Source organism: Vibrio sp. 2092, from assembly GCF_033339635.1.
Classification (GTDB): Bacteria; Pseudomonadota; Gammaproteobacteria; order Enterobacterales; family Vibrionaceae; genus Vibrio; species Vibrio alginolyticus.
Genome location: NZ_JAWOUY010000010.1, coordinates 62,640 through 80,048, shown reverse-complemented (window position 1 = coordinate 80,048; position 17,409 = coordinate 62,640). Strand labels below are relative to the sequence as shown.

Below are 17,409 nucleotides of genomic sequence, written 5' to 3'. Positions count from 1 at the left end.
TCGTTACCTTTTTTTGCGTCGTACGAATGAACCTGCAGCCATTAACACCAGTAGGCCAATAGATAAACTGCCGCCTGAACTAGACTTTTTATTAACGTCGTTACCAGCATCGCCCGTATTATCTGTGCTGACTGACATATTTATGTTGCGAACAAATGCTTGCGCGCTGTAAATGCCACTTGAAAACGGGTGTTGGACGTATTCAAACGTTATCGTATTAGATGCTTTGTAAAGATCGATCTGGATCTCTTTATAATCGAGGAGTTGGTTGGTGCTATCGTAAATTTCACCATTAACTAAGATGAACAAGTAATCAAAACCATCGGACATTACTTTGAGATCCATGGTAAGTTTGCCCTTCGGAAGATCGGTCAAAACCAGCTCAGATACACCAGGATAAGCTCCCATATCCGCTGATTGCAGTTCACCATTTTCAGCCGTCCAAGCGTTTTGACCGGTATAAACATTTGCGTCTGCTAGCGGAATGGCATTACGCACTGATCTGCTTGCTTTATCTACACCTGAATACTCGAAAGTTGTTGTGAGTCTGGACAGTTTCGGATGATCGGTAAAGAGCTCTATCGTTGTTTCTGATCCCGAATAGCTAGGTTGGTAGCCGACGGTAATTTGACAGCTTTGCGAAGGCTTTAAGGTACCAGTACAAGTGCTTTTCTCGATGGTACTTCCGTATGATATTGTGCTTTGGTAGATGTTGAATGGGATAGTATCGTCATTACGAATAGTAAAGGTCTCTTGCTGCGCTTTTCGCTCAACGAAACGAAGATCTCGGTACTTAGTGAAGCTGATAGTATTGCGATGGCTATCTATCCATCCATTGTGTTGAAAATGAGCGACGTTGGCGTAAACACCATAAGCGTTTGGTTGAGCACATCCATCCCCCCAGCTGACCACGCCTAGCAATTTGTTGATACCGTTATCATCAACGATGAGTGGACCGCCGCTATCTCCTTGGCAGCTATCTTTACCTCCCCAATAGTATCCGGCGCAAATACCGTCATCTGATACATTAGAGTAGTTTCCTGGTAGGTTTTGGCAGGTAGCTCGATCTACGTATTCCAAATCTACTTGTTGTAAAACGGTTGGGTATATTCGGTCTGTCGTGGACGTATTTCCCCATCCAGCCACGTGCAACTTGTCTCCTACGCGTACGCTATCTAAAAGTTCTGGCGTTGCCAGGTCAATAGTTGCGCTATCGATATTGCGTTCTAATTCAATAAGAGCGATGTCATTGTTCGTTGTTATGTTGTTATATTCATCATGTGAATAGATATTTTTAATGGCGATGCGCTGTGCTTGAGACTCTCTGTTTTTGTCATAAAGACCAAGAACGATATCCAGATCGTCCGCATTAAGACCTTCCACACAGTGCGCAGCAGTTAATACGTATTTTCCACCTAGGAAACTGCCACCACAAAAGTGACCAATAGATGTAGGTTGTCCTTTACGTACCAGTGAAGCAATAAATTTCCAGTCGGAAGTGTTGGCAGGTTCGCCGCCGATAATGCGAGTGGATACATCATTCTGAACAGGCTCAAGAGTATCTGCGATTGTGGTTGCTGGTAAAGTCAGCCCAATCAGAAAAGCCACTAACGTTTTTTTCATTTTAATTCCGTAATATTAACGTGGTTTATTATAAGGAGGGCAAATGATAAACGGAATCATTCTCTCAGTAAATAGTTGTGGAGAAATGAAAAATTATAACGTATCGGTTTAACTTTGATGGTTAGAATTGGAGGGGGGATCTTCTGAAAAGATGAAACCCGCCAAGTTGGACGGGTTTCACTATCGTTGTAACTAGTACGGAGGGATTACAGGATCACTGTCTTATTCCCATAAACAAAGACGTGGTCATTGATCACTTTATTCAAAGCCTTACTCAATACGTTCTTCTCTACATCGCGTCCCGCTTGCGCCATATCTTGGGCATTGAATGTATGGTCGACAGGAATTACGTCTTGCTTGATGATCGGCCCTTCATCTAAATCATTAGTCACGAAGTGTGCTGTTGCACCGATGATTTTCACACCGCGATCGTAAGCTTGTTGATATGGCTTCGCGCCAATAAAAGCAGGTAAGAAGCTGTGATGAATATTAATGATTTTGTGGTGATATTTCTCAACAAACGTCGGCGTTAATACGCGCATGTATTTAGCTAGCACCAAAAAGTCAGCATCGTATTGATCGATCACTTCTAGCATCTTCTGCTCGTGTTCTTCACGGCTAAGGTTTTCATGGGTCACATGGTGGTAAGGAATGTCGAAGCGTTCAGTGAGAGTTTGCAGTTTGTCGTAATTCCCCACCACAGCGGCGATCTCAACATCTAGGCTTCCATCGTAGGTTTTCATCAGAATATCGCCTAAACAATGCGCTTCTTTTGTGACGAGAATGACGATGCGCTTACGGCGAGAGCCAACCAATTTACGCTTAGCACCTTGCGGGAGAGCTTGGTCCAAGTCGGCAAGAAACGTTTGATCGTTGAAGTACCCCTCCAACTCCGTTCTCATGAAAAAGTGGCCACTGGTATTATCAACAAATTCGTTATTGTGAACGATGTTGAGTTGGTGCTTGTAACAGATATTAGTAATTTTCGAGATGAGACCCGGGGCGTCAGAACAGTGGGTCAACAGTGTTTTCTTTTCCATAAATCAGGTACTTCCATGCATTAATATTTTAGCGTACGAATTTGTTATTATTCCCTGGCGGGTGTAACTGTACTGCCATGTTTCACCATAAATAATCTATTCTTACGTTGGTTTCAACAAAATATCCGCGTGTCGCCGCAAGCTGGTCAGATTGTGGGCTGATGTCACTCCTATTCCTCTGATATACTCTCGATAATTTTTCAAACTCAATACCAAGCATGATCGCAAAAACTTTTTCCTCTGATGGCGCGTTAGGTAAGGCCATTCCTGGCTTTCAAGCTCGTCAGCCACAAATCGATATGGCGGAAGCCGTCAGCAGTGCGATCAAAGATCAAACCCAGTTGGTGGTGGAGGCAGGAACCGGAACCGGTAAGACCTTCGCCTACTTAGTCCCTGCGCTGTTAAGCGGTAAAAAAGTGATCATCAGTACAGGCTCGAAAAACTTGCAAGAGCAGTTGTACCATCGTGACTTACCGCTCATGGTCAATGCGCTTGGTTTTTATGGCCAAGTGGCGTTATTAAAAGGGCGTTCTAATTATCTGTGTTTGGATCGTTTGAGCCGCCAAATGGTCGAAAGCCACACTAATGAATCTGACCCGACGTTATTAACTCAACTGGTTAAAGTGCGTGCTTGGTCATCAGAAACCAAAACAGGTGACCTTGGTGATTGTGATGATCTGCCAGAAGACAGCATGATCATTCCGACTATCACCTCAACCAATGATAACTGTTTAGGTAAAGAATGTCCGAGCTACACTGATTGCTTTGTATTGAAAGCGCGTAAGCGAGCCATGGATTCCGACATTGTTGTAGTGAACCATCACTTGTTTCTTGCTGATTTAGCGATCAAAGAAACAGGATTCGGTGAACTGATTCCAGAAGCCGATGTGTTTATTTTTGATGAAGCTCATCAGTTGCCAGATATTGCGAGCGAATATTTCGGCCAGTCAGTTTCAAGCCGCCAAATTCACGATCTTGCCAAAGACATTGAAATAGCCTATCGCACCGAAGCCAAAGATATGCGTCAATTGCAAAAAGTGGGCGACAAACTCATGCAAAGCGCAATGGACATGCGGATTGTATTGGGTGAGCCAGGCTTTCGTGGCAACTGGCGTGAGGCGTTGCAATCAGGTTCTATTAAGCGAGAATTATTGCGCTTAACTGACAGCCTCGAATTGGCGATTGATGTACTCAAAATAGCCTTAGGGCGCAGTCAATTACTGGATACCGCCTTTGAACGAGCAAATTTGATCAAAGGCCGTATCGACCGGGTATGTGATGTCGATATTACCGGTTACTCATACTGGTACGATACCTCGCCTCGTCATTTCGCTCTGCACATTACGCCTCTTTCTGTCGCGGACAAGTTCCATGAGCAAATAGAGATTAAACAAGGCGCTTGGATTTTCACGTCAGCAACCCTAGCCGTATCGGGCGATTTCAAGCACTTTACTGAGCGCCTTGGCCTCAAGCCTACAAAGCAATTTTCTCTGCCGTCCCCCTTTGATTATCAAAAGCAAGCGCGCCTTTGTGTGCCAAGGTATTTGCCAGAGCCAAACAGTAACGGCTTAGCGGATAAGTTAGTCCGAATGCTTGCTCCGGTGATTGAAGAAAATGATGGTCGCTGCTTCTTTTTATGTACCTCGCACAGCATGATGCGTGAACTAGGTGAGAAGTTCCGAGAAGTACTTGAGCTGCCTGTGTTAATGCAAGGGGAGAAGAGTAAGCAGAAAACCTTGGCGGAGTTTATGGAACTGGGTAACGCTTTACTCGTGGCGACGGGCGCTTTCTGGGAAGGGATTGATGTTAGAGGTGATGCGCTGAGCTGTGTTATTATCGACAAATTACCGTTTACCGCCCCTGACGATCCGTTACTCAAAGCCCGTATCGAGGATTGTCGATTACGTGGCGGTGAACCATTTGCTGAAGTACAAATCCCGGATGCAGTGATTACGTTAAAGCAGGGAGTCGGGCGATTAATTCGAGATCAGAAGGATCACGGTGCGTTGATCATTTGTGATAATCGCCTCGTCACGCGAGACTATGGTGGTATTTTCCTCGGAAGTCTACCACCTATCCCAAGGACGCGAGACTTAGATGGAATCAAAGCATTCCTGAAAGCAGAACAATCTGTCACAGACGCAAGTGCTGAGGCATAACCCAATAAATGAGAGTTGTAGAGAGTTAAATGAGCGCAAAAATTCTTGCTATCGATACAGCGACTGAAAACTGTTCAGTTGCGTTGTTGGCTAATGATCAAGTGATTTCACGTAGCGCGGTTGCACCACGCGATCACACCAAAAAAGTACTGCCAATGGTTGATGAAGTACTCAAAGAAGCTGGCCTGACTCTACAAGAGCTGGATGCGTTAGCGTTTGGACGTGGTCCAGGTAGCTTTACTGGCGTTCGTATCGGTATTGGTATCGCACAAGGTTTGGCGTTCGGTGCTGACTTACCTATGATCGGCGTTTCAACGCTGGCTGCAATGGCTCAAGGTAGCTATCGCTTACATGGTGTGACCGATGTCGCTGTGGCTATTGACGCACGTATGGGTGAAGTTTACTGGGCACGTTACACTCGCCAAGCAAACGGTGAGTGGGCAGAGATGGATGCAGAGTGCGTAATTCCACCAGCACGTCTCGTTGAAGAAGCACAAGCAGACGACAAAACGTGGACGACAGCAGGTACTGGTTGGGATGCTTACCAAGAAGTATTAGCAGACCTACCGTTTAATTTGACGCATAGTGACGTTCTGTACCCTGATTCACAAGACATCGTGATTCTTGCTGAACAAGAATTTAAAAAGGGTAATACCGTGCCGGTCGAAGATTCGAGCCCTGTTTATTTACGTGATAATGTGACATGGAAAAAACTTCCTGGTCGCGAATAGTCCGTTTTTCATTAACCTGACAAAAAGCAGGGCGTTTGCCCTGTATTTTTATGGAGTGCTATGGCGTCGATTAATGGCTTGCCTCCTTCTTTGATTCCCGGTGCAAATCGCACTCATAAAGCCAGTCAAAAGAAGCAGGTAAATAAATCACAAACAAAGCAGCCTGTAGGTCAGCCTTCAAAGGTTGCTAACGCCGTGGCGCACTCCATAAAACACGTGGATGAGTCCCAAATTCACCGAGCTCAAGTGCAATATGACCTTCCTGAAGGGGGCGCACGTAAAGCAATGGAGCAGTACATGGATGTCATGAATCGAGCTAAAAAAGAGGAACTGGCTCAATTACTTGGTGTCGATATTTACGTGTGAGATCTCCCCAGCTTGGGGTTACTAATATTGAAAGGTGGTTTATGAAGGTTTTTGGACGGTTTTTTCTCGCATTATTTGCTACGGTTGGTTTGTCTGCGTGTAGCTCTTTGCCAGAGGAGCTAAATGCAAGCACAGAATTGGTCGTTACAGACTATAAAGCGTTTGCTGAGTCTCAGGGGCAAGTGAGTGAAGATGTTCGCCTTGGTGGAATCATCGCTAAAGTGGATAACTTTAAAGATAAAACGCGTCTAGAGATTGTAAACCTTCCTATCAGTAAGTCTGGTAAACCTGATATTGATGAAGAGCCTACGGGGCGTTTTGTCGCCTATTTTGATGGCTATTTAGAGCCTGTCGCCTTTAGTGAAGGCCGTTTGGTGACGGTTGTAGGCAAAGGAGCAGGGGAAGAAGAAGGAAAGATCGGTGAGCACGGTTACATCTTCCCAGTAATTAAGGGGGAAGGGTACCGTTTATGGAAAATTGAAGAACGTGTACGCATGTATGACTCGCCAACCTACTTTTACCCATGTTACTCGATTAACTGCCGCATGTGGCGTAATGATTTCCCGCAAGACGGTAAAGTGATAAAACAGGTCAAATAATCTGCGATGCATGAGCGTCAATTCGAGCTTCCTGCCGGCAAAATGGCAGCCCTTGAGATAGGGAACGAGAAAACGGCTGACTTGTCAGTCGTTTTTCTTCATGGGTGGTTAGATAATGCGGGCAGCTTTAAAGCGCTCATGGAGCAGTTGAATCAACTTAATCCTCACTTACACCTCCTCGCCATCGATCATTTTGGTCACGGTTTATCGAGTCATAAATCTCACGATAATTATTACCCCTTTCACGACTATATTGCCGATTTGTATCAGTTTTTGGACGAATTATCACCAAACAGACTGATATTAGTAGGGCATTCACTTGGTGCTTTAATCGCAAGTTGCTATAGTGCAGCGTTTCCAGAGCAGGTCGAAGCTCTTGTGCAAATTGAGGGAGCAGGACCTCTTCATGAGGATCCTACTAACAGTTTGCCTCGTCTTCGCGATGGCGTTTTAAGTCGAATAAGACAGCAAAACAAGCCAGAGCGAGCCATTGCCTCCTTCGATCTGGCGTTAAAATTACGCATGCAAGCCAACCAATTAACCGCTGAGCAACTTCTACCGATAGTCGAGCGTGGAACAGAGCAGCGAGGAGATAAATGGTATTGGCGGCATGACGCCAAGTTAAAATGTGCGTCGCTTTACCGAATGGCGCAAGCGCATGCTAACTCGATTACCAGCCAAATACGTTGTCCTCATTTGATTGTATTAGGCGATCAAGGATTTCAGAATTTACCATCTAACCAAGCTGATTGGGGAGAGAACCCACCGCAAGTGGTTTCTGTCAAGGGTGGTCATCACTGTCATTTAGAGCAAATACTCGAGGTCGCAACGCGAATTCTTGGTGTAGTTAACAAAATTTAAACAAGTGTTTGAGAGTTGCGTGCTCAAGCACGTTCGCTGTGCTGTAATAGCTTTCAAAATAAAAAGGACGCTATTTTTTAGCCAGTTATAAACGAGGAGTAACATCGTGGATAAACCATGGCTTTCACGTTATCCAAGTGACGTACCTGAAACCATTAATCCAGAGCAATATGAGTCTTTGGTAGAAATGTTTGAACAGTCTGTACAAAAATATGCAGACCAACCAGCATTCATGAACATGGGCTCGGTTATGACCTTCCGTAAATTGGAAGAGCGTAGTCGCGCATTCGCAGCGTATCTGCAAAACGAGTTAAAACTGCAAAAGGGTGACCGCGTTGCTCTGATGATGCCAAACTTACTGCAATACCCAGTAGCATTATTTGGTATTTTGCGTGCAGGTTGTATCGCCGTAAACGTTAACCCACTTTACACTCCTCGTGAACTTGAACACCAATTGAATGACTCAGGTGCGACGACGATTGTGATTGTGTCTAACTTTGCGAATACGCTAGAACAAATCGTCGATAAAACACCAGTCAAACACGTAGTGTTAACCAGTCTTGGTCAAATGCTGCCACGAGCGAAAGGTACGATTGTCGATTTTGTCGTGAAGTACGTTAAGGGCATGGTGCCTAAGTACGATTTACCTGGTGCAATCTCAATGCGTCAGGCTCTACGTAAAGGTCGTCGTCTACAATACGTTAAACCGTTTATGTCTGGGGATGACATTGCATTCCTGCAATATACGGGGGGGACGACAGGTGTCGCGAAAGGCGCGATTCTGACTCACCGCAACATGATTGCGAACGTTCTACAGGCAAAAGGCGCGTACGGACCGGTTTTATCTCCGGGGCGTGAATTAGTCGTGACAGCATTACCGCTGTATCACGTATTTGCTCTTACCGTAAACTGTCTGCTGTTTGTTGAAATGGGTGGTCGTAACTTACTTATTACCAACCCTAGAGATATTCCAGGGTTCGTGAAAGAGCTACAAAAGCATCCGTTTACTGCGATTACGGGCGTGAATACCTTATTTAATGCATTGGTCAATAATGAAGATTTCCACGAGTTGGATTTCAGTAATCTACGTTTAGCCGTTGGCGGCGGCATGGCAGTGCAGCGCTCAGTGGCAGAAAGATGGCAAAAGACCACGGGTTGCTATTTGCTCGAAGGTTACGGTCTAACAGAGTGTTCTCCGTTGGTGGCGGCATATCCGCATGATCTTGTTGAATACAATGGCTCTATTGGTCTGCCGGTACCATCAACAGAAGTTCGTATCGTGGACGAAGAAGGTAACGCTCTTGCGAATACTGAAACTGGCGAACTTCAAGTTCGTGGTCCTCAGGTTATGCAAGGTTACTGGCAACGACCTGAAGCAACGAAAGATACGATTAACGAAGACGGCTGGCTATCAACTGGCGACATCGTTAAGTTCGATGACGAAGGCTTCCTGCATATCGTTGACCGTAAGAAAGACATGATCTTAGTATCAGGCTTTAATGTTTACCCGAACGAAATCGAAGACGTTGTAGCACTTCACGGCAAAGTACTTGAAGTTGCTGCTATTGGTCAGCCGCATGAAGTGTCTGGTGAATTAGTGAAGATTTATGTCGTGAAACGCGATCCGAGCTTGACCAAAGACGAAGTGATCGCGCATTGTCGAGAACACTTAACTGGCTACAAAGTTCCGAAGTTGGTTGAGTTCCGCGAAGACTTACCTAAAACCAATGTCGGTAAGATCTTGCGTCGTGTTTTACGCGAAGAGAATGACGCTGAACTTGCGAAGAAAAGCGCATAAGCCGATTTCGTCGAGTCGAGAGATTTAAAAAATGATAGAATGCCAGCGTTTTGCTGGCATTTTTTATAGCGAGAAGTATGTGAACTATCAAATTATTACTAAAAACAAAGACCTAGAAGAGGTTTGCACTCATGCCCGAGAGGCAGACGTAGTGATGTTGGATACCGAATTCGTTCGTATTCGCACTTTCTACCCGCAGTTAGGTCTGATTCAGCTTTTCGATGGTAATCGCCTCTCGCTGATTGATCCGACTGAATTAACGGATATGACGCCGTTTGTAGCGCTATTAAAAGATACTTCTGTGCTAAAAGTGCTGCACGCATGTGGTGAAGATTTAGAAGTTTTCCAAAACGCTTTTGGTTGTACACCATTCCCTATGGTGGATACGCAGCTGATGGCCGCTTTTCTCGGTCACGGCTTATCGACAGGCTTCGCATCGCTGGTGGAAGAATATTTAGGCGTAGAGCTCGACAAAAGTGAATCACGTACCGACTGGATGGCTCGTCCACTGACACAAAAGCAATTAGATTATGCTGCCGCAGATGTTCATTACTTGTTACCGTTATACGAAAAGCTGTTTGATAAGGTGACGCAAGCAGGTTGGTGGGAAGCTGTACAGCAAGAAAGTGATTTACTCGTTTCGAAACGTATTCGCGTAACTAATGAAGAGAATGCCTACCTTGATATTAAGGGCGCTTGGCAATTAAAACCTTCTGAGCTAGCGATTTTAAAGCCATTGGCGACGTGGCGTTATCGTGAAGCAATCAAACGAGATTTAGCGCTGAACTTTATCTTCAAAGAAGGTGATCTATTAACGGTCGCTCGTCTTGGTTTAACGAACTTTAAGAAGATGGAAGCAGAAGATATTGATATCCGAGCGATTAACCGCCATGGCGCGAAGATTGCCGCGATTGTTAAGCAAGCGAAGCAAACACCTTCTGAAGAGTATCCTGCGAAAATTGAGCGTTTAATGGACTATCCGGGTTACAAGCAGGTCTTCAAAAATATGAAAGACTTGGTGAAATCGGCTTCGCAGAAGTCAGGTTTAGCCACGGAGTTCCTTGCCTCTAAAAAGCAGATCAATCAGTTGATCAGTTGGGTTTGGAAAAAAGATCGTGACCCAGAAGTATTGCCTGATTTGATGCAAGGGTGGCGTTTGGATTTACTCGGCGACAAGATGAACAAAGCATTAAAGTAATGAAAGATGAAAAAGGTTGGCCTCGATGCCAACCTTTTTCGTTCTAATTAGAGTATTCGTCTTGCGAGAGAAACTGATTACTTTTCTTCGTCTGGTAGCTTCACATTTAGCTCAAGAACTGAGATATCGTCGTCTTTGTGCTCAAATGTTAAGTCAACCATATTTGGATCAATTGCCACGTACTTGCTGATCACCTTCAAGATGTCTTCTTTTAATTGAGGCAAGTAAGACGGCGCAGGATCATTTTGGCTGCGGCGCTCTGCGACAATGATTTGCAAACGCTCTTTAGCTAGATTCGCAGAAGTTTTCTTCTGTGGACGGAAAAATTCTAATAATGACATGTCTAGCCTCCAAAGAGTCGTTTAAAGAGTCCTTTCTTCTCCTCAGTAAGGAAACGAAATTCAACCTGATTGCCTAATAAGCGATCAACGGTGTCAGAATAAGCCATACCCGCATCGGTGTTATCGTCAAAAGTGACTGGCACACCTTTGTTTGACGCGTTAAGCACGGCTTGGCTTTCTGGAATCACGCCCAGTAGTGGAATATGTAAGATCTCCTCAACGTCTTCAACGCTTAGCATTTCGCCTTGAGTGACGCGAGATGGGTTGTAGCGAGTCAGTAACAGATGCTGTTTTACTGGCTCTAGCCCTTGTTCTGCACGCAGTGACTTAGAATCTAAAATACCGAGAATGCGGTCAGAGTCACGCACAGAAGAGACTTCTGGGTTCGTTGTGACAATGGCTTCATCGGCATAGTACAAGGCCATTAACGCGCCTTGCTCGATACCTGCTGGTGAATCACAAATAATGAAATCAAAGCCCATTTCATCAAGTTCGCCGAATACGCGCTGAACACCATCTTTTGTCAGTGCGTCTTTATCACGAGTTTGAGAAGCAGGAAGAATAAATAGGTTGTCCGTGCGCTTATCTTTGATCAGCGCTTGGTTTAATGTCGCTTCGCCGTTAATGACGTTTACAAAGTCATACACGACGCGGCGCTCACAGCCCATGATTAGATCGAGGTTACGCAAACCGATGTCAAAATCGATCACCGCGGTCTTTTTTCCCTTAAGAGCTAGACCAGAGGCGATGGCTGCGCTTGAAGTGGTTTTACCAACGCCACCTTTACCAGACGTTACTACAATAATGCGTGCCATTTTTTTTCCTTTTTAGATTAAATCGCGAGAACTTCTAAATGTAATGATTCATCGGCTTTACTGATCATTACTTTCTTTTGCCAGTACTCGCTTTCAATTTGATCGCTTAACCAGTAGTCACCCGCAATGGATACCAGTTCTGCTTGTAAATCGTGGCAAATAATACGCGCTTCCTGCTGACCACTTGCTCCTGCAATCGCACGACCTCGAAGTGTGCCATGGATATGAATAGAGCCGTCAGCAATGACTTCAGCACCTGCACTGACGTGCGCCAGCACCACCAAATCACCATCTTTTGCGTAGATCTGTTGTCCTGAGCGGACAGGCGTACGAACTACTTTCGTTGGTGCCATTTTGGCAGGTGCTTGGCTTGGTGATTTGCTCGCCGACATAATGGCGAAGCCAGCTTCGGAAGCAAGGTTTTGTACACGCTTGTCTTTACAGCCCGTTACACCGACCGGAATAAAACCAGCATCTGAGATGCCTTGTTTAAGCTTAGGGAAATCAATGTCGCCTTGTACTTTTGCTATATTGATTACCAAAGGCGCGGATGCAAAAAAAGAAGGTGCTTGAGAAACTTTTTCTTGCAAAAATTCGACAGTCTTTGCGATCTCATTGTCAGAAAGGTGTAAAACTGACAATGTAAAACTGCTACCTTTAAGGTCTGGTGAATGGGTCATCGTGGACTTCTTGCCTTTATTGAAAGAGCGTTGCCTTAAACTAGGTATGTCATGTTATATTTCATCCTTTGACGCAGCAAGTTCTCTCGTGGGCAAATAGGTGAATTAATCTCAAATTTGCTATTAAGTTTGCGAGAATTTGACGTTTTCAACCTAATCCGCACTCAACGCGGCTAAATCAGCATAAAAGGCGTGTCATGCTTTGTTCTATTTATAAAAGCTCGAAAAAAGAAGGTACTTATCTCTATATTCCGAAAAAGGATGATTTTTCACAGGTTCCTGACACCTTAATGCAGATGTTCGGTAAGCCTATCGCTGTCATGACGATTAAACTTGATGGCCGTAAATTGGCACAAGTTGATATCGAAAAAGTGAAGGCTTCATTACAAAATGATGGCTTCTTTCTTCAGGTTCCACCGCCGCCGGAGAACCTATTAGAAAAGTACAAAGAACAAAAAGCCCAGCAGAAAGGCGAATAACGTCATCGTTTTTCATCTGGGATTTCTGCCTTGCTCAAGGAGGGCAATATGAAAAAGATACTGGCTACCATGCTTAGCGTTGGTATGTGTACCTCGGCTTTTGCAAGTAGCGAGGGTTTTGATGAATACTTGAATAAGCTGCGTGCTGAAGCTCGTGATAAAGGTATCTCAGAGCAGGTCATTAGTGCTGCTTTTGCTAATGTTGAGTACAAGCCCCGAGCAGTAAAAGCGGACCGAAACCAACCAGAAAAGAAACTGACATTGGATGAGTACATTCCTCGCGCAGTGCCTGAATGGAAGGTGAAGCAAGCCAGACAACTCTACAAAGAGCATTACACTGAGCTAAAGCGTATAGGCGATGAGTACGGTGTCCACCCGCGCTTTATTGTGGCACTTTGGGGAGTTGAAAGTAACTTTGGTAAGTTTACCGGCAACTTTAAAGTGATTGATGCACTATCCACAATGGCATTTGAAGGCCGTCGTGAAGAGTTTTTCCGGAAAGAGACCATGTCGGCACTTCAGATCCTCGATCAAGGCCATATTGAGCTAGAGAACTTTAAAGGCTCATGGGCTGGTGCGATGGGTCAATGCCAGTTTATGCCAAGCTCTTTCCTTCGTTTTGCTGCTGACGGCAACGGTGATGGTAAAAAAGACATATGGCAATCTGAAGCGGACGTGTTTGCATCAACCGCTAACTATTTGAGCAAGTCTGGTTGGGATGATAAATATACTTGGGGTCGCCAAGTTAAGGTTCCTAAAAATATTGATCGCAGCCTAGAAGGGCGCACGGCTGAAAAAGGCAAATACCTTCAAGAGTGGAGCCAATTAGGTATCACAAAATATGACGGTAGCCCGTTGCCAAAACTGGATGAAGACATCAAAGCATGGTTGATCATGCCGGACGACGAGAATGGTCGTACGTATCTGGTTTACAATAACTACAACGTATTGATGAAGTGGAACCGCTCTTACTACTTCGCACTTGCTGTGAGTCACTTGGCTGACCGCATTAAATACTGATCTGCCATCAAACAATTTGGCACTCAGTCTTCAATACAAGGGCTCTTCGGAGCCCTTTGTTTTTTCTATAACCAAATCGAGGTAAAGCGTGTTATCTGAACGTGCCGCACAAATGGTGATTTTCTCCGCTCTTCTTAAACACAAAAGCTTCACAGCTGCTGCAAAGAGCTTAGGCGTGTCGGTGTCTCATGTGAGTAAACAGTTGAGTCAGTTAGAAGCGTCTCTTGGTATCAAGCTTGTTCAACGCACTACGCGAAGCTTTACGCCGACTGAGGCAGGGAAAACCTTTTTTCATCACTGTGAGCAAGTGGTACAAGCGGTGAGCAGCGCCACATTAGAGATGGAAACCCAGCGGGATGAAGTGGCAGGTTTGGTACGTCTTGGGTTGTCGCAATCATTTGGTACCTTACACATTATTCCAGCGATTCAAGAGTTACGTGAACTGTATCCTCAACTTCAAGTGGAAGTACATCTGTTTGACTATAAGGTCGATATGTTAGCCGAAGGGCTCGATTTATGGGTAACCAACAACGAGCATTTGCCTGAAGGTTACATTGCGCAGCGTTTGACGGATTGCCAGTTTGTTGTTGCGGCATCGCCAGATTACTTATTGAAACATGACACGCCAACAGAACCGGATGACCTATCTGCTCACAACTGCCTCATATACAGAAGCTGGGAGCGTGACTATACGGGGTGGGCGTTTACCAAAGATCAGCAAGAATTGAACGTAAAAGTCTCGGGTAACTATTCAGTGGATCTGGCAGAAGCCGTTCGGGATGCGGCTATTGCAGGTTGGGGTATTGCCTACCTTGCCACTTACTTGCTGGGGGATGAGTTTAGAACGGGTAAGTTAATACAGCTGTTACCTGACTGGAAAGCCAGCCAGTCGATGCCGTTTTATGCGGTATACCCAAGCCGCCAGCATATGCCAAAAAAAATATCCGCAGTGATTAACTTTATCAAACAGAAGATCGGCAACCCTTGTCATTGGGACCAACGTTTGGCGCCTTACATCTCTATTCCTAAATAACAGGATCAATGACGTTGTAGAACGACACATAAGGTGATTCACTTCACAAAAATTTTTCCTGAATCAGAAACATATTTTCCATATGGAAATAATTAAAATAAGCAAACGTTTATCTTCAATAAATTCAATTGGTTATTTTGTTGGTCAGTTATTGGTCGCTTAAACTTTTCACACTGTTAACATCCTCAACTTGCAGCATTTTGAGTCCGCTATACAATCCGGTGCCTTCCATATCCCCCTTCTGTCGGATTCATTTTATGAACTCAATTATTGGTATCGTAGCCATACTATTCCTAGCATGGCTACTTTCTACAAATAGAAAAAATATAAAGCTGAGAACGGTGTCGTTTGCGTTTGCTTTGCAGGTACTGTTTGCGTTGTTGGTTTTATATGTACCAGCAGGACGAGATGCGCTGAATTCAGTGAGCAGTGTTGTGTCGAATTTGATCAACTATGGTCAAGAGGGCATTGCGTTTTTATTCGGTAATTTGGCGACAGGGGGCTTCACCTTTGCGATCAATGTTCTGGGTATCATCGTTTTCTTCTCCTCTCTTATCTCAGGTCTTTATCACATTGGTGTGATGCCAAAAATCATTAACTTTATCGGTGGTGGTATTCAAAAGCTGCTGGGTATCGGTCGTGCTGAGTCTTTGTCTGCTACGGCGAATATCTTTGTTGGCACCATTGAAGCACCATTAATGGTAAAGCCTTACCTAAAACACATGACTGACTCGCAGTTCTTTGCAGTTATGACAGGTGGTTTAGCGTCAGTTGCTGGCGGAACGTTGGTTGGTTACGCATCACTGGGTGTCGACCTCAACTATCTTATTGCTGCTGCATTTATGTCAGCACCTGCCGGCTTGTTGATGGCAAAAATTTTAATGCCAGAAGATACGGATAAAGCAGCAGATATCGACATTAGCCAAGTTGAAATTCCACGTGCAACCAACGTAGTAGAAGCATTAGCCGATGGTGCCATGGCGGGTGTACGCATTGCTGTATCGGTCGGTGGTACGTTACTGGCGTTTATTAGTGTCATTGCAATGCTAAACGGCATGTTAGGCTGGATAGGTGATCTTATTGGGACACCATTAAGTTTTGAGCTCATCCTAGGTTTTGTGTTTGCGCCAGTCGCTTGGTTGTTGGGTATACCATGGCAAGAAGCAACCACAGCAGGCTCGCTGATTGGTAACAAGATTGTGGTGAATGAGTTCGTCGCTTTCATCCAGCTTGCAGAAGTGAAGTCTCAACTTAGTGAACACTCACAAGCAATCGTGACGTTTGCTTTGTGTGGCTTTGCAAACATCTCAAGCATGGCGATGCTGATTGGTGGGTTGGGCTCATTGGTACCAGAAAAGCGTGCATTTGTTTCTAAGCATGGTTTCCGTGCGATTATCGCTGGTGTCATGGCGAACTTAATGAGCGCTTCGATTGCGGGTGTGATTTTAAGTCTGTAATTGAAATAGATATCAACAATTAGCAAAAAGGCTCCTTGCGGAGCCTTTTTCGTATCTGAAGCTTTACGTTATTTGTCTGTGTGGAACTGTTCGCAAGCGAGCATCGTGTTCTCAATTAAACTTGCGACGGTCATTGGGCCAACTCCACCAGGAACAGGAGTAATAAAGCTCGCACTTTCACGTGCTTTGTCGTATTCCACGTCGCCAACTAGTTTGCCTGAGTCAAGACGGTTAATACCGACATCGACCACCACTGCGCCTTTTTTAATCCACTCACCAGGGATAAAGTTAGGCTTACCAACCGCAACCACGACAACGTCAGCTTGACGCACATGACTCTCTAGGTCTTTGGTAAAACGGTGACATGTTGTTGTTGTGCAGCCCGCAAGCAGCAGCTCAAGTGTCATTGGACGACCAACAATGTTTGACGCGCCAACCACAACCGCATGTTTACCACGTAGCTCAATGTTGTAACGGTCGAGTAGGGTAATGATGCCCTTTGGCGTGCAAGAGCGAAGCTTTGGAATACGTTGTGCAAGACGGCCAACGTTGTAAGGGTGGAAGCCATCCACGTCCTTCTCTGGGTGAATGCGCTCTAAAACATGTGTTGTGTCTATGCCCGCAGGAAGGGGTAATTGCACTAGAATGCCGTCAATTTCATCATCGTTGTTTAATTCATCAATCAGCGCTAGTAACTCTTCTTCTGAGCTAGACGCAGGAAGGTCAAAAGACTTAGAAACAAACCCAACTTCTTCACATGCGCGGCGTTTGCTACCGACATAAACTTGAGAAGCAGGATCTTCACCAACTAGAACCACTGCTAAACCAGGAGCACGTAGCCCAGCTTCAACACGTGCTTTAACACGTGCAGCCACTTCGGATCGAACAGTTTGGGAAATGAGAGTTCCGTCTATATTTTGAGCAGTCATGACTTTCCTTATAAATTAAGAAGGCAGATTATCTGCGGCGCATTGTCGCAGAATTTCTTATCAACATCCATACGCAAACGTTTGCTTTGTGGTGTTTTTGAACATTAAGCGTTTTAATGGACTTTTTTTAGGCATTCAGATCAGAATGTTATGAAAACCCGTTGATTTACCCGTTTGAACTCGTATAATCCTGTCCCTGTAGCGCGCCCTTAGCTCAGCTGGATAGAGCACGTCCCTTCTAAGGATGTGGTCATTGGTTCGAATCCAATAGGGCGTGCCA

The 17,409-nt window shown here is 44.9% G+C and carries 17 protein-coding genes and 1 tRNA gene; 12 read left to right on the top strand and 6 right to left on the bottom strand.

Annotated features, from left to right (window positions below; translation table 11 throughout):
• Window positions 1-3: 3 nt before the first annotated feature.
• Together R7P80_RS17210 and purU are read right to left on the bottom strand one after the other, a co-directional pair.
• Window positions 4-1,623 (bottom strand): S1 family peptidase, encoded by a 1,620-nt coding sequence (locus R7P80_RS17210; RefSeq protein WP_005382202.1) that lies wholly within the window; start codon window positions 1,621-1,623, stop codon window positions 4-6.
• A gap of 206 nt (window positions 1,624-1,829) precedes the next feature.
• Window positions 1,830-2,663: a formyltetrahydrofolate deformylase gene (purU, locus tag R7P80_RS17205; RefSeq protein WP_005382206.1), complete on the bottom strand. Its 834-nt coding sequence runs from the start codon at window positions 2,661-2,663 to the stop codon at window positions 1,830-1,832.
• Window positions 2,664-2,881: 218 nt separating this feature from the next.
• On the opposite strand from purU, the gene R7P80_RS17200 reads away from it, so the two are divergent.
• From R7P80_RS17200 to rnd, 7 genes are all read left to right on the top strand, one after another.
• Window positions 2,882-4,822 carry an ATP-dependent DNA helicase gene (locus R7P80_RS17200; RefSeq protein ID WP_225491775.1) on the top strand — a complete coding sequence of 647 codons (1,941 nt, stop codon included), beginning with the start codon at window positions 2,882-2,884 and terminating at the stop codon, window positions 4,820-4,822.
• Between the two features lie 29 nt (window positions 4,823-4,851).
• Complete coding sequence (tsaB, locus tag R7P80_RS17195; RefSeq protein WP_017819943.1) at window positions 4,852-5,553, top strand: tRNA (adenosine(37)-N6)-threonylcarbamoyltransferase complex dimerization subunit type 1 TsaB; 702 nt, start codon at window positions 4,852-4,854, stop codon at window positions 5,551-5,553.
• A gap of 60 nt (window positions 5,554-5,613) precedes the next feature.
• Complete coding sequence (locus R7P80_RS17190) at window positions 5,614-5,919, top strand: hypothetical protein (protein ID WP_017819942.1); 306 nt, start codon at window positions 5,614-5,616, stop codon at window positions 5,917-5,919.
• Between the two features lie 41 nt (window positions 5,920-5,960).
• Window positions 5,961-6,518, top strand: coding sequence for a Slp family lipoprotein (locus R7P80_RS17185; RefSeq protein ID WP_005382214.1), 558 nt, complete (start codon window positions 5,961-5,963; stop codon window positions 6,516-6,518).
• Window positions 6,519-6,524: 6 nt separating this feature from the next.
• Window positions 6,525-7,379 (top strand): alpha/beta fold hydrolase, encoded by an 855-nt coding sequence (locus tag R7P80_RS17180; RefSeq protein ID WP_005382215.1) that lies wholly within the window; start codon window positions 6,525-6,527, stop codon window positions 7,377-7,379.
• 106 nt (window positions 7,380-7,485) lie between these two features.
• Window positions 7,486-9,177: a long-chain-fatty-acid--CoA ligase FadD gene (gene fadD / locus R7P80_RS17175; RefSeq protein ID WP_005382216.1), complete on the top strand. Its 1,692-nt coding sequence runs from the start codon at window positions 7,486-7,488 to the stop codon at window positions 9,175-9,177.
• Window positions 9,178-9,256: 79 nt separating this feature from the next.
• Window positions 9,257-10,375 carry a ribonuclease D gene (gene rnd, locus R7P80_RS17170; protein ID WP_031777213.1) on the top strand — a complete coding sequence of 373 codons (1,119 nt, stop codon included), beginning with the start codon at window positions 9,257-9,259 and terminating at the stop codon, window positions 10,373-10,375.
• A 77-nt stretch (window positions 10,376-10,452) separates the two neighbouring features.
• On the opposite strand, the gene minE is transcribed toward rnd, so the two are convergent.
• The 3 genes from minE to minC are packed head-to-tail and all read right to left on the bottom strand — an operon-like array spanning window position 10,453 to window position 12,211.
• A complete protein-coding gene (gene minE, locus R7P80_RS17165) occupies window positions 10,453-10,716 on the bottom strand; it encodes a cell division topological specificity factor MinE (protein ID WP_005388332.1) in 264 nt (87 codons plus the stop codon).
• A gap of 2 nt (window positions 10,717-10,718) precedes the next feature.
• Window positions 10,719-11,531, bottom strand: coding sequence for a septum site-determining protein MinD (gene minD / locus R7P80_RS17160; protein ID WP_005388331.1), 813 nt, complete (start codon window positions 11,529-11,531; stop codon window positions 10,719-10,721).
• A 17-nt stretch (window positions 11,532-11,548) separates the two neighbouring features.
• On the bottom strand, window positions 11,549-12,211 hold the full coding sequence (gene minC, locus R7P80_RS17155; protein WP_005382304.1) for a septum site-determining protein MinC: 663 nt from the start codon (window positions 12,209-12,211) through the stop codon (window positions 11,549-11,551).
• A gap of 197 nt (window positions 12,212-12,408) precedes the next feature.
• Here minC and R7P80_RS17150 point away from each other — a divergent pair, with 197 nt between their 5' ends.
• From R7P80_RS17150 to R7P80_RS17135, 4 genes are all read left to right on the top strand, one after another.
• A complete protein-coding gene (locus R7P80_RS17150; protein ID WP_005382303.1) occupies window positions 12,409-12,690 on the top strand; it encodes a YcgL domain-containing protein in 282 nt (93 codons plus the stop codon).
• A 48-nt stretch (window positions 12,691-12,738) separates the two neighbouring features.
• On the top strand, window positions 12,739-13,710 hold the full coding sequence (locus R7P80_RS17145) for a lytic transglycosylase domain-containing protein (protein WP_005388330.1): 972 nt from the start codon (window positions 12,739-12,741) through the stop codon (window positions 13,708-13,710).
• A gap of 88 nt (window positions 13,711-13,798) precedes the next feature.
• A complete protein-coding gene (locus tag R7P80_RS17140; RefSeq protein WP_017634801.1) occupies window positions 13,799-14,743 on the top strand; it encodes a LysR family transcriptional regulator in 945 nt (314 codons plus the stop codon).
• 257 nt (window positions 14,744-15,000) lie between these two features.
• Window positions 15,001-16,200, top strand: coding sequence for a NupC/NupG family nucleoside CNT transporter (locus R7P80_RS17135; RefSeq protein WP_005382298.1), 1,200 nt, complete (start codon window positions 15,001-15,003; stop codon window positions 16,198-16,200).
• Between the two features lie 68 nt (window positions 16,201-16,268).
• Here the strand turns inward: R7P80_RS17135 and folD are convergent, their stop codons facing one another.
• Window positions 16,269-17,129: a bifunctional methylenetetrahydrofolate dehydrogenase/methenyltetrahydrofolate cyclohydrolase FolD gene (folD, locus tag R7P80_RS17130; RefSeq protein ID WP_005382297.1), complete on the bottom strand. Its 861-nt coding sequence runs from the start codon at window positions 17,127-17,129 to the stop codon at window positions 16,269-16,271.
• Window positions 17,130-17,332: 203 nt separating this feature from the next.
• On the opposite strand from folD, the gene R7P80_RS17125 reads away from it, so the two are divergent.
• Window positions 17,333-17,409, top strand: a tRNA-Arg gene (locus R7P80_RS17125).

Coding starts and splice junctions, on each gene's coding strand:
- R7P80_RS17210 (WP_005382202.1), bottom strand. CDS start 1,623: ATGAAAAAAACGTTAGTGGCTTTTCTGATTGGGCTGACTTTACCAGCA.
- purU (WP_005382206.1), bottom strand. CDS start 2,663: ATGGAAAAGAAAACACTGTTGACCCACTGTTCTGACGCCCCGGGTCTC.
- R7P80_RS17200 (WP_225491775.1), top strand. CDS start 2,882: ATGATCGCAAAAACTTTTTCCTCTGATGGCGCGTTAGGTAAGGCCATT.
- tsaB (WP_017819943.1), top strand. CDS start 4,852: ATGAGCGCAAAAATTCTTGCTATCGATACAGCGACTGAAAACTGTTCA.
- R7P80_RS17190 (WP_017819942.1), top strand. CDS start 5,614: ATGGCGTCGATTAATGGCTTGCCTCCTTCTTTGATTCCCGGTGCAAAT.
- R7P80_RS17185 (WP_005382214.1), top strand. CDS start 5,961: ATGAAGGTTTTTGGACGGTTTTTTCTCGCATTATTTGCTACGGTTGGT.
- R7P80_RS17180 (WP_005382215.1), top strand. CDS start 6,525: ATGCATGAGCGTCAATTCGAGCTTCCTGCCGGCAAAATGGCAGCCCTT.
- minE (WP_005388332.1), bottom strand. CDS start 10,716: ATGTCATTATTAGAATTTTTCCGTCCACAGAAGAAAACTTCTGCGAAT.
- minD (WP_005388331.1), bottom strand. CDS start 11,531: ATGGCACGCATTATTGTAGTAACGTCTGGTAAAGGTGGCGTTGGTAAA.
- minC (WP_005382304.1), bottom strand. CDS start 12,211: ATGACCCATTCACCAGACCTTAAAGGTAGCAGTTTTACATTGTCAGTT.
- R7P80_RS17150 (WP_005382303.1), top strand. CDS start 12,409: ATGCTTTGTTCTATTTATAAAAGCTCGAAAAAAGAAGGTACTTATCTC.
- R7P80_RS17145 (WP_005388330.1), top strand. CDS start 12,739: ATGAAAAAGATACTGGCTACCATGCTTAGCGTTGGTATGTGTACCTCG.
- R7P80_RS17135 (WP_005382298.1), top strand. CDS start 15,001: ATGAACTCAATTATTGGTATCGTAGCCATACTATTCCTAGCATGGCTA.
- folD (WP_005382297.1), bottom strand. CDS start 17,129: ATGACTGCTCAAAATATAGACGGAACTCTCATTTCCCAAACTGTTCGA.